Below are 12115 nucleotides of genomic sequence, written 5' to 3' on the forward strand. Positions count from 1 at the left end.
GACCCTCAGTGCAGGGTGGGATTCTTCTTCAGGGCGCTGAGCCGCGCGTGCGTCTGCTTCTGCGAGGGCAGCAACTGCTGGCGCACGAAGGTGCGCGCCTCGCCGTGCAGCTTGTCCACGTCCCGGTTGTAGTCCTTCAGGCCGTGGTCCTCGCCCTCCTCCAGCGCGTCGATGGCGCGCTTCTCGCCCAGCAGGTCCGCGCCGGCCTGGACGACCTTGGCGAAGACGCCCCAGGGACCGGAGCCCTCCGCGGGCTTCCCGCCCAGCTTCTCGATGCGTTCCTTGAGGGCCTCCACGCGCTTCTCATGGTCGTGGAGGCAGGCCTCCACCTCCGTCTTGGCGACCTCGGTCTCGATGTGCTTCGAGGCGAGCCGGTAGGTCTCCACGGCGGAGATCTCACCCCGCAGGAAGGAGTTCAGCGTCTCGAGTTCAGCGGCGGCATTGGCCATGACGTCATCTCCTTGATTCGGATGGGTTGAAAACGTCTGGCGCAAAAGGTGGTGTGCCTCACCGGCCCGGCAACAGGCGCTGGCCTCCTCGACCGCTTGGCGGACAGCCAGGGAAGGGCTCCGCTCACGCCCTTCGCGCGTGCGCCGCCTGATGAGCCCGTTACCGAGGTGCGCTGGACAACAAGCCTCAGCGCTCCCTCACTTCAAACCTCAGACCCGCAGCGCGGAACTACCCACCGGAAGAGGCGCAAGCCCATTCGCCATTCACGCAGGCGGACGCGCAGTCATCCGGGCTCTCACAAGGCTGGCCATTGCAGGCCGCTTGAGATCCCGTGGTGCCAAAGCAGGTTCCTGACCGACACATGCCATGCAGCGCCGCGCCATCGCAAACGGCCGCTTCATTTGAGCCAATCTCCTGACTCCCCGTGTCCTCCTGAACGCCCGCACCGCACCCGGCCATCGACAGCAGCACCGCACCCAGCATCACAATCTTCCGCATGCAACCTCCCGTTGGTGGTCCACAGCAACGACAGACAAACCTATATAACAATGCCTCTCAACCCCCTACCACATTCACCTGCAAATAACTTTCCACACAACCCAGCACCGACAATCCAAACACGTCTGCCTATTCCAGCAGATAGGCATTGAGTCCACTGGGGCTGGACTGCGCCCCAACTCTGGGTAAGCGGAGACGTGTGCCTGCGGTCGTGGCAGACTCCCCTGCGGCATGTGGAACTGGGTTCACCAACTCGCGGAGTGGGCACGGGAGGACACGCCGTTCGCCGTCGTCACGGTGACGGAGTGCAAGGGCAGCACGCCCGCGCCCCCTGGCGCGAAGCTGCTGGTGCGCGCGGACGGTACCTTCCACGGCACCATCGGCGGCGGCCACCTGGAGCAGTTGGTGCTACAGGACGCCCGCGCGTGTCTGGCCCGGGGCGAGGCGCGCACGCTCCGCTATCCGCTGGGCGCGAAGCTGGGGCAGTGCTGTGGAGGTGTCGTGGACGTCTTCGTCGAGCCCGTCAACCACGGGCCCCAGCTCTACCTCTTCGGCGCCGGCCACGTGGGCCAGGCGCTGTGCCGCATCCTGGAGGGCACCCCCTTTCGCGTGCACCTGGTGGACGAGCGCCCGGAGTGGGTCCAGTCCCCGCTGGTGCCCTCGGGCGTGGTGCGTCACGAGGAGGCGTGGGACGACTTCGCCTCTCGCGCGGTCTGGGACGCGCAGCGCACCTACGTGGCGGTGATGACGCACCGCCACGACGTGGATCAGGACATCATCGCCTTCGCCGTCCAGAAGCCCGCCCGCTACATCGGGCTCATCGGCAGTGACACCAAGTGGGCCCGCTTCCGGCAGCGGCTGGAAGCGAAAGGCATGCCCGCCGGGCAGGTGGGCCGCGTCCAGTGCCCCATGGGGCTGCCTACCGGGGGAAAGTCACCGCAGGAGGTGGCCGTGAGCATCGCGGCCGGGCTGCTCCAGCTCCACCATGGGCTGGCCCAGGAAGCAGGCGCTCAGCCAGCGCCCGCGCCCCTGCTATCCTCGGGGGAATGAGCACCCCCTTCGAGTTCCGGCTCAACGGCCAGACGGTCCAGGTCGACGACGCGTCGCCCAACACCACCCTGCTGGATTACCTGCGCGCGCGCGGCCTGACGGGCACCAAGCAAGGCTGCGCCGAGGGCGACTGCGGCGCGTGCACCGTGGCCATGGTGGACCGGGACGTGAGCGGCCAGAAGACGCTGCGCGCGTTCAATAGCTGCATCGCGCTGCTGCCCATGGTGGCCGGGCGCGAGCTCGTCACCGTGGAGGGCGTGGGCAGCCGCGCCGCGCCCCACCCCGTGCAGCAGGCGATGGTGAAGCACTACGGCTCGCAGTGCGGCTTCTGCACGCCGGGCTTCGTCGTCTCCATGGTGGAGGCGTACTGTCGCAAGGACGCGGGCTCGCCGGAGGCCATCGCGGATCAGCTCTGCGGCAACATCTGCCGCTGTACCGGCTACCGCCCCATCCGCGACGCGATGGTGGACGCGCTCGCCACCCGCGACGCGAAGGGCGCGGGCTCCGGCCTCCCCGGTGTCTCGCTGGAGGGGCCGCCCTCCCCCACCCCGCCCCTGCGCTACGAGGCGCGCGACGGCCTGTTCCTGCGCCCCACCACCTGGGAGGACCTGCTCGCGCTGCGCGCCCTGCACCCGGAGGCGATGCTCGTGGCGGGCGCCACCGAGCTGGGCGTGGACATCACCAAGAAGTCGCGCCGCTACCCGTTCCTCATCTCCACCGAGGGCGTGGAGGCCCTGCGCGCCATCCGCCGCGAGGAGGACGGCTGGTACGTGGGCGGCGCCGCGTCGCTGGTGGACGTGGAGGACGCGCTGGGCCACGAGGTGCCGGAGCTGGCGAAGATGCTCAACGTCTTCGCCTCGCGGCAGATCCGCCACCGCGCCACGCTCGCGGGCAACCTGGTGACGGCCTCGCCCATTGGCGACACCGCGCCGGTGCTGCTCGCGCTGGACGCCCGGCTGGTGCTCGCGTCCGTGCGCGGCGAGCGGACGGTGGCGCTGTCGGACTTCTTCCTCGCCTACCGCAAGACGGCGCTCCAGCCGGACGAGGTGGTCCGCTTCGTCGTCATCCCCCACGCCCCGGCGAAGGACAGCGGGCTCACCCGGCACTCGGACAGCTTCAAGGTGTCCAAGCGCCGCGAGCTGGACATCAGCATCGTGGCGGCGGGCTTCTGCATCGAGACGGACGCGCGGGGCCTCGTGCGCACCGCGCGGCTGGGCTACGGCGGCGTCGCGGCCACGCCCGCGCGGGCGAAGCAGACGGAAGGACTGCTCGTGGGCCACCCGTGGAACGCGGAGGCCGTGGCCCGCGTGCGCGCCACGCTGGAGCGCGAGTTCACGCCCCTCACGGACCTGCGCGGCAGCGCGGAGTACCGGCGCGGGCTGGTGGTGTCGCTCCTGGAGAAGTTCGCGTCCGGCGAGCGCAGCCCCGCGCTGGACGGACGCCCCCGCTTCACCGTGGGCGCTCCCTCCGCCACCGCGGACGCGGGCCGCGAGCTGCGCCATGAGAGCGCGCTGGGCCACGTGACGGGCAGCGCGCAGTACGTGGACGACCTCGCGCAGCGCAGGCCCATGCTGACGGTGTGGCCGGTGCTGTCGCCGCACGCGCACGCGCGCATCCTCCGCCGCGACGCCAGCGCCGCGCTGAAGGTGCCCGGCGTGGTGAAGGTGCTGCTCGCGGAGGACATCCCGGGCATGAACGACACGGGCCCCATCCGCCATGACGAGCCGCTGCTCGCGAAGGACGAGGTGCTCTTCCACGCGCAGGTGGTGGCGCTCGTCGTCGGCGAGACGCCCGAGGCCTGCCGCGAGGGCGCCCGCCAGGTGGTGGTGGACTACGAGCCCCTGCCCGCGGTGCTCACGCTGGCCGAGGCCCTGAAGCAGCAGAGCTTCCACACCGACCCGCACGTCATCCGCCGGGGCGACGTGGACAGCGCGCTCGCCTCCAGTCCGAACCGGCTGGCCGGCGAGCTGACGATGGGCGGCCAGGAGCACTTCTACCTGGAGACGCACGCGGCCTTCGCGGAGGTGGGCGAGGACGGCGACGTCACGGTGACGTCCTCCACGCAGCACCCGTCGGAGGTGCAGGCCATCATCTCGCACGTGCTGCACGTGCCGCGCAGCCGCGTGGTGGTGAAGGCGCCGCGCATGGGCGGCGGCTTCGGCGGCAAGGAGACGCAAGGCAACGCGCCCGCGGCGCTGGTGGCGCTGGCGGCGGTGCACACGGGCCGGCCGGTGAAGTGGATGCTGGACCGGGACGTGGACATGGTCGTCACCGGCAAGCGCCACCCGTTCCACGCGGCGTGGGAGGTGGGCTTCGACGCCACGGGCCGGCTGCTCGCGCTCAAGGCGGACCTCACGTCCAACGGCGGCTGGTCCCTGGACCTGTCCGAGTCCATCACCGACCGCGCCCTCTTCCACCTGGACAACGGCTACTACGTGCCGGCGGTGCGCTACACCGGCCGCGTGGCGAAGACGCACCTGGTCTCCAACACGGCCTTCCGCGGCTTCGGAGGGCCGCAGGGCATGCTGGTGATGGAGGACATCCTGGCGCGCATCGCGAGCACCCTGGGCCTGGCCCCGGAGGCCGTGCGCCAGCGCAACCTCTACGACGGCGTGGGCGACACCAACACCACGCACTACGGCCAGGAGCTGGAGGACAACCGGCTGCCGAAGCTGTGGAACGACCTGCTGGAGTCGTCCGACTTCGCGAAGCGCCGCGCGCAGGTGGAGGCCTTCAACGCGTCCAGCCCCCGCATCAAGCGCGGCCTGGCCATCACGCCGATGAAGTTCGGCATCTCCTTCACCGCCACCTTCCTCAACCAGGCGGGCGCGCTGGTGCACGTGTACCGCGACGGCTCCGTGCTGCTGTCGCACGGCGGCACGGAGATGGGCCAGGGGCTGCACACCAAGATTCAAGGCGTGGCCATGCGCGAGCTGGGCCTGCCCGCGGACCTGGTGCGCGTGGCGCAGACGGCCACGGACAAGGTGCCCAACACGTCCGCGACGGCGGCCTCCAGCGGCTCGGACCTCAACGGCGCGGCGGTGCGCGAGGCCTGCATCCAGGTGCGCGAGCGGCTGGCCCCGGTGGCCGCGCGCATGCTGGTGCAGTTGCACGGGCAGGCAGTGTCGCCGGACGCGCTGGTGTTCGAGGACGGGCGCATCGCGGCGGCGTCGCGGCCGGACCAGGGGCTGCCCTTCGCGGCGGTGGTGGAGGAGGCGTACCGCGACCGCGTGGGCCTGTCCGTCACGGGCTACTACCGCACGCCGGGCATCGGCTACGACCGGAGCGTGGGCCGGGGCAAGCCGTTCCTCTACTTCGCCTATGGCGCGGCGGTGAGCGAGGTGGAGGTGGACGGCGACACGGGCATGAAGCGCGTGCTGCGCTCGGACCTGCTGGAGGACGTGGGGGATTCGCTCAACCCCGGCGTGGACCGGGGACAGGTGGAGGGCGGCTTCGTGCAGGGCATGGGGTGGCTCACCGGCGAGGAGCTGAAGTGGGACGCCAACGGGCGGCTGCTCACGCACTCCGCCAGCACCTACGCGGTGCCCGCGTTCAGCGACGCGCCCATCGACCTGCGCGTGACGCTCATGGAGCGCGCCGGGCAGCAGGGCACCATCCACGGCAGCAAGGCCGTGGGCGAGCCGCCGCTGATGCTGGCCCTGTCCGTGCGCGAGGCCCTGCGCGACGCGGTGGCCGCCTTCGGAGCGCCGGGAGGCGACGTGGACCTGCCCTCGCCCGCCACGCACGAGGCCCTCTTCCTGGCCATCCAGCGGCGCAAGGCGAGGGGCGCGGGGCTCCCCGTGCCGGACGAGGCGCGCGAGGTGGCCTGAGGCGGGCGGCGCGGGTGCGGCAACATGCCACGGCAAGCTTTTGCCGCCAGTGCGTTAGACGGGGGCACCTTCCAAGGATGACCCTCATGCGCTCCGTGCTCCGCTCCCGCCTCCTCCTGCCGCTGGCCCTGATGGGCGCGCTCGGCTGTGGAGAGGATGAACCCGAGGTCCTGACGGTGGACCTCCCCGTCGTCGCCCGCGTGGGCACGGAGGCCTTCGCGTGCGGAAAGACGTACACGAACGTCGGCACGACGGGGACGACGTACGAGCCCATGGACTTCCGCGTGTACATCCACGGCGTGCGGCTGGTGACGCGGGACGGGCAGGAGGTGCCCGTGACGCTGACCGAGGACGGGACGTGGCAGCACTCGGGCGTGGCGCTGCTGGACTTCGCGAACAACGACGGGCTGTGCAAGCAGTACACGGAGGGCATGAACACGTCCCTCCGCGGCACGGTGCCCCAGGGTGACTACACGGGCCTGCGCTTCACGGTGGGCGTGCCGGAGGAGCTGAACCACGGCGACCCCACGACGCTCGGCGCGCCCATGGGCGACACGAGCCTGCACTGGAACTGGCAGGGCGGCTTCGTCTTCGCGCGCATCGAGGGCCGCACGCGGGGCATCCCCCAGCACGTCCTGCACGTGGGCAGCACGGCCTGCGCGCCGCCGCCCGAAGGCCAGACGCAGGGCACCGCCGGGTGCGCGAACAACAACCGGCCGGAGTTCCACCTGGACGGCTTCGACGTGACGAAGAACAAGGTGGTGATGGACCTGGGCACGCTCTTCGCGGACTCCAACCTGGACGCGAACGCGCCCAGCACGTCCCCGGGCTGCATGTCGTCCCCCAACGACGCGGACTGCGGTCCCCTGTTCCAGCGCATGGGGCTGGCGTTCGGCGGCCAGTCGGCGGACCCGGCCGTGCAGACCTTCATCCGGGCCGAGTAGCAGGAGGACGTCCGACGTGGCACGACGACAAGCACAGGCGTTGAAGGCACTGGCGGCGGCGGCGTTGCTGGCCGCGGGCTGCGGCGAATCCCCCGGACCGGCCGAGGAGCCCGCGCCCTACGATTGGAAGCTGCCCGCGGGCTTCCCCAAGCCGCGCGTGCCGGAGGACAACCCCATGTCGGAGGCGAAGGTCCAGTTGGGCCGGCGCCTCTTCTACGACAAGCGCCTGTCGTTGAACGGCACGCAGTCCTGCGGCTCGTGCCACGAGCAGGCCCGGGCCTTCACGGACGGGCGCGTGCACGCGGTGGGCAGCACGGGCCAGGCGCACCGCCGCAACGGGCAGGGGCTGGCGAACGTGGCGTACGCGACCAGCCTCACCTGGGCCAACTCCGCGCTCACCACGCTGGAGGCCCAGGCGCTGGTGCCGCTGTTCGGCCGGGAGCCGGTGGAGCTGGGCTTCGCGGATCAACAGGAGGTCCTGCTGGAGCGGCTGCGCGCGGACCCGGACCTGACGGCCCGCTTCGCGGAGGCCTTCCCCCAGGAGGCCACGCCGGTGTCGCTGGCCACGCTGACGCGGGCGCTGTCCGCGTTCGAGCGGTCGCTCATCTCCGGCACGTCGGCGTATGACCGCTATGTGTACGGCAAGGAGGTGGACGCGCTGAGTCCCGCGGCGAAGCGGGGCCTGCAGTTGTTCCTGTCCGAGCGAATGGAGTGCGACCACTGCCACTCCGGCTTCAACTTCCAGGACGCGACCGTGCACGAGTCGACGCCCCAGCCGGCGCTGCCGTACCACAACACGGGGCTCTACAACGAGGACGGCCGGGGCGCGTATCCCGCCGGGGACACCGGCCTCTACGAAATCACGCTCCGGCCGGAGGACATGGGGCGCTTCCGCGCGCCCTCCCTGCGCAACGTGGCCGTCACCGGGCCGTACATGCACGACGGCAGCCTGGAGACGCTCTCCGACGTGCTGGACCACTACGCGGCGGGAGGCCGGGCCCGGGCGGCGAACGGCGGACAGCCGAGCCCCCTGCAGAGCGCCTTCGTGCGCGGCTTCGAGCTGACGCCCGAGGAGAAGGCGGACGTCATCGCGTTCCTGGAGTCGCTCACGGACACGGCGTTCCTGACCGACCCGCGCTTCGCGGACCCCGCCACCGAGCCGTGAGCCGGTATCGTCATCGGCCGTGACCCGGCCATGGCGATTCCCCGTGCGGCGGTGGGCGGTGCTGGCCTGCATGGCCCTGCTCATCGCGGGCTGTGCATCCACGCCGTCCCATGGCGGGACCTGGAGCTACGGCACCCCGGCGGCACGGTCCTCCGCATGGCGGCCGTGGGCAGGAGAGGCCCGGAAGGTTTCCGCTGAGTCGGGTGACGGCAGGAAATGGACCTGTGGCGGTCGGCCCCTTCCGCGGGGCTGGCCCGACCTGGACCGAAGCGAGCAGCGCCTCGCGCCCTTCATGGCCTGTGCCTCGCCCGCGGCCTTCGTGGCCATGCAGCGCGGCGTGGACATGGCCTGGCTGGTGGAGTCCCTGGAGGATTGGGATGCCGTCCGGCTGGGGGCGCTAGGTCCGTTGGACGCGAAGACCTCCGGAGTCCTCCAGCGCAAGCGCGCGGCCTTCTTGCTCACCGCGGTCGAGAAGTATGGCCTGCCGCGCGCGGAGGTGTTCGCGCTCTTCGTCCTGCACACCAGCTTCGACGACGAACTGCGCGAGCTGGTCCAGCAACTGGCCCGCGACAAGCAGCTTGGGGTGCTGGCGGAGTCATCGAAACAAGGCCGCCTTCAGGGCAACCGCCACGCATGGAGACCATCAGCTTCAAGAGCCGCGACCTGCGCTTGCTCAATGAGGATTCAGTGACGGCCCAGATGAGAGCGGACGCGCGTGCGGCTCTTCGGTGTTACGGCGAGACCGTGAACATCCGCAGACCTGGGCTGGAAGGGCCGGCACGAATTCGCAGGGTGCACCTCATCTACGAAGGGGGCGACCTCAAGCCTGGGGGCAGGGTCAACCTGGAAAGAACCTTTGCGACCCTGCTGGAAGAGAGCCCGGGGGTGGAGGTCCAAATCCAATGACGATGGATGGCATCCCCAGGCAGATGACGGACGACTTCCTGCGCCTTTCGTTTGATGGAGCCTGTAACACCACCGGCGCCCTCGAACAGGAACTCGCGCCGTTTCTTGAAGCACTTGAATCAGGCGCTGGCGAGTGGATGCCAGACATCGTCAAGGGAGTACGACGCCGCAAGTACACACGCGAGGCAGTGGCCAAGGGATTGACTGAATCGCGCCAGGAAAGAAGTACGTCCGTGGGCCTCTACCGCACGAGGGGGGCCGACCTGGACATGTCGCTCCGGCTTCGACTCCCGCCGCTACGACCCAGCCTGAATCTTTCTCTCACGGTCGCGCCGGTTGAACTCTTCGCACAGGAATCGAGTTGCAAGGGACTCGTGGAGATGGTCCGGACCTGGGCCATCCACTACCCCGTCACCCACGCGTCGGCACATAGCGTGGCGGACAGGGAACTGGCGGACTTCCCTCTCTTCGGCCGAGACCGGGAAACGGCCTATCAGGACGGCTTCGACAAGGTCTATGAAGTCTGCTGGCTCAACGTCTTCAGCGCGAAGCTCGTGGACACCGTCGGCCGCGAGCGCATGCGCTCCACGCCCGCCCACCGCGTCGAAGAACTCCCCGACGGCTCCGTCCTCCTCGTCACCTGGCCCACGGCAGCGGACTTCGCCAGCGAAGCGGCGCGCGTCGCCCAGGCCCGCGCGTGGGTCCACCTCCGGCCCGACCTGGACTTCGACACGGCGATGGCCACCCTCCGTGAACGGAGCGCGATCCTCGCCCCCGTCGAACCCCGCTTCGCGCCAGACGTCGCCGCACTCCTCGCGCGCCTGCCCGAATACAGCTCCCTGGCCCAGCGGCAGCGGCGCATCGCCGAACTCAACGCGTACGTCCCTCCAGAGCCGGACGAGTGGCTCCCTCCAGACGCCGCCCTGCCTCCGGACGTGGCCGATCCGAAGGCCGCCCTCGACCAGTACGCGTACTTCGCGGAGCGCCTCGTGGCGCTGCTCCACACGCCGGTGCCCTCCGTCTTCAAGATGTCCCCCGAATCCCTGACGGACATCGACTTCCACTTCTGGAAGCAGACCTTCCCGGACATCTTCGAGCGCCACAACATCGACGCCACCGCGGTCCCCGCCGTGGGCGCCTACCTGGGCGAAGTGCTGGTCAAACACCTGGGCGGCCAGTGGCTCCCCCGCAAGCAGTGGATGGAAGCCCAGGTCCGCGTCGGTGACCGCGTGTGGCTGCCCTTCGTCCGCGCCCACCGCTGCATGCGCTCCACCCAGGCGTTGCTGGACCACTCCCTCACCCAGCTCTACCGCGTCGCGGAGCGCCACCGGTCCCGCTGACCGCCACTACCGGGCCGGCGGCTTGAGGTCGTCCGGCAACCGCTCCAGCGGCGGACGCTCCAACGCCCCGGGCCGCTCCACACCGGAGGGCGTGCCCGCGTCCCCCTGCCCCGCGGGCGGCGGCGAAGGCTTGTCCGAACAGCCGGCGAGAACGCCGACGCACAACACGAAGAGCCAATGGCGCATGGTCGCTGTCCCCCAGTGCGGGCCTAGTACTTCACCCAGATGACCGTGCCCGGATGGATCTCCGTGAGCGCGGTGACGCCGGGCTCCTTCTCGATGAGCGCCTGCGTAACGGGGTTGAAGCTGTACGCCTTCGTGTCGGACCACACGATGAGCGCGTCCTTGAACACGGTCAGGTCATGCACGTGCTCCTCCACCGTGTACTGGTTCCAGCCCGGCAGCCGGGAGGGCAGCAGGTAGAGCGACGGCGCCGGGTTCTCCGAAGCCCCCGTGCCCGCGTCCCCGTCGTGGCCGTGCGCGCCTCCCGCCGTGCTCGTCCACTCCACCACCGTCTGCGCGCCGCCCTGCGTGCTGCACGTCTGCGTCGTGGGGAAGAACAGCGTGGTGAACGGCTTCGAGGGCAGCTTCATGCGCAGCCCCAGGTGGAAGAAGTGCGTGTCCGCCGCCTTCACGTTGCCCGGGGGCTTCGTCCACGTCACCGCCGTCACGTTGCCGCTGGCGTCCTTCTCCACCTCGGCCGTGCCGAACACGGAGTCCAACGGGCGCACGTTCGTGACGCCCTCCGGAATCTGGACCCGCATTTTGGACGTGTCCGCGCCATCACAGCCGTGGCTCACCGTGATGTCCGCCTCGAAGGTCCCCCCGGCATACGGAGGCGTGGCCCCCGACACCGCCGCGTGCGCGAAGGCGGACGAGGACACCAGCGAACCCGCGACAACACACAACGGCCCCAGCCAAGACTTCATCGGGTGACTCCGGGAAGAAAGGAGCATCCCGGATATCAGCCCACCGCGACACGGCCGCTGCGGTCATTTGTCGCAGCGCCCGCGCGGGGCCTCCTCACGGCAGCGCGATGCGCCCCGGTGCGCTCTGGGTGCCCTGCTCGGTGTGACAGCCATTGCAGTCTCCGCTGCTCTGCGGCGTGGCCATCATCCGCGACGTGCCATCCGGCCCCACCAGCCGCGCCCGGTACGGCAGCGGGAAGGACGGCTGGCGCGTCGTGGACATGAAGTTGCCCGCGGAGTTCGGCACCAGCGTGAGCCGCACCTGGCCGTCCGCATCCAATATCTCCACCCTCACCTTCGACGGCTCCGCCAGCCGGGCATCACACCCGTCCGCTTCGTGGAGCGACGGGAACACCGTGCCCATGAAGTAGTACGCCACGGAGGGCGCGTCCCGCAGGTGACAGCTCCGGCAGGCGTAGCCCGGCGCCATGGTGGCCCCGGTGCCGCCCGTCGCCTCGGTCCAGACGCTTCCGCTCGCGCACGTCGTCGGCGCGGGCCCCGGCTCCCCGCCCGCGTCCACGTCCACCACCGCCGCCAGCTCCGGCTCCGCGGAACAGCCCAGCGCGCCGCACAGGACCAGCGCCTTCCACGTCCACCGCGTCACGTCACGCACCGCCGGTCCCGGCATGTCTCACGCTCCCGGGCCGCCTCTACCACGCGCGCCACCGGCGCCCCCTGCGGCACAAGCGCGCAGGCGCCGTGTCGGACCCGCCCCGTATCCTCCGGAAACACTCTCCAGACGAATCCAAGGAATCCTATTTTCACTGGCAATTCACAGACACACACAGGGCCGCGGCGGTGGAGCCGCTCGCGCGGAGGCGGACCCGTACACTCCGCGTGTTCCCGTCGCATGATCCGATGTGTCACGTTTACACGGACACCTCGCGCACTATCCCGCGAACAGGGGAGGTCCCCGGGTTTCCGACCTTGGGGGTCGTTTGAATGTTCCCCCATTCGCGAGATG

The 12115-nt window shown here is 70.3% G+C and carries 9 protein-coding genes and 1 pseudogene; 6 read left to right on the forward strand and 4 right to left on the reverse strand.

Annotated elements, in window-relative coordinates:
• Positions 1-5: 5 nt before the first annotated feature.
• A complete protein-coding gene (locus K8612_RS14010) occupies positions 6-449 on the reverse strand; it encodes a DUF2383 domain-containing protein (protein WP_206791443.1) in 444 nt (147 codons plus the stop codon).
• Positions 450-1179: 730 nt separating this feature from the next.
• Here K8612_RS14010 and xdhC point away from each other — a divergent pair.
• The 6 genes and pseudogenes from xdhC to K8612_RS14040 all read left to right on the forward strand — a co-directional run bounded on the left by xdhC (position 1180) and on the right by K8612_RS14040 (position 10183).
• Positions 1180-1998 (forward strand): xanthine dehydrogenase accessory protein XdhC, encoded by an 819-nt coding sequence (gene xdhC, locus K8612_RS14015; RefSeq protein WP_223742928.1) that lies wholly within the window; start codon positions 1180-1182, stop codon positions 1996-1998.
• Positions 1995-5828 (forward strand): xanthine dehydrogenase molybdopterin binding subunit, encoded by a 3834-nt coding sequence (gene xdhB / locus K8612_RS14020; RefSeq protein ID WP_223762608.1) that lies wholly within the window; start codon positions 1995-1997, stop codon positions 5826-5828. Before xdhC ends, xdhB begins: the two co-directional genes overlap by 4 nt.
• 86 nt (positions 5829-5914) lie before the next feature.
• Positions 5915-6772 carry an MbnP family copper-binding protein gene (locus K8612_RS14025; RefSeq protein ID WP_223762609.1) on the forward strand — a complete coding sequence of 286 codons (858 nt, stop codon included), beginning with the start codon at positions 5915-5917 and terminating at the stop codon, positions 6770-6772.
• Positions 6773-6788: 16 nt separating this feature from the next.
• Positions 6789-7937 (forward strand): methanobactin export MATE transporter MbnM, encoded by a 1149-nt coding sequence (locus tag K8612_RS14030; RefSeq protein WP_223762610.1) that lies wholly within the window; start codon positions 6789-6791, stop codon positions 7935-7937.
• A gap of 70 nt (positions 7938-8007) precedes the next feature.
• Positions 8008-8520, forward strand: a pseudogene (locus K8612_RS39540) (hypothetical protein); the annotation flags it as partial.
• 703 nt (positions 8521-9223) lie between these two features.
• Complete coding sequence (locus tag K8612_RS14040; RefSeq protein ID WP_306799649.1) at positions 9224-10183, forward strand: hypothetical protein; 960 nt, start codon at positions 9224-9226, stop codon at positions 10181-10183.
• A 6-nt stretch (positions 10184-10189) separates the two neighbouring features.
• On the opposite strand, the gene K8612_RS14045 is transcribed toward K8612_RS14040, so the two are convergent.
• The 3 genes from K8612_RS14045 to K8612_RS14055 form a co-directional block, all read right to left on the reverse strand.
• Complete coding sequence (locus K8612_RS14045) at positions 10190-10369, reverse strand: hypothetical protein (protein ID WP_223742923.1); 180 nt, start codon at positions 10367-10369, stop codon at positions 10190-10192.
• A 23-nt stretch (positions 10370-10392) separates the two neighbouring features.
• The gene (locus K8612_RS14050; protein ID WP_223762612.1) at positions 10393-11112 is read right to left on the reverse strand and encodes a YcnI family protein; all 720 of its coding nucleotides are present in this window, start codon (positions 11110-11112) and stop codon (positions 10393-10395) included.
• A gap of 94 nt (positions 11113-11206) precedes the next feature.
• Positions 11207-11779 carry a hypothetical protein gene (locus K8612_RS14055; protein WP_223762613.1) on the reverse strand — a complete coding sequence of 191 codons (573 nt, stop codon included), beginning with the start codon at positions 11777-11779 and terminating at the stop codon, positions 11207-11209.
• Positions 11780-12115 lie beyond the last annotated feature (336 nt).

Source organism: Corallococcus sp. AS-1-6 (assembly GCF_020037015.1).
In the GTDB taxonomy this organism is placed as follows: domain Bacteria; phylum Myxococcota; class Myxococcia; order Myxococcales; family Myxococcaceae; genus Corallococcus.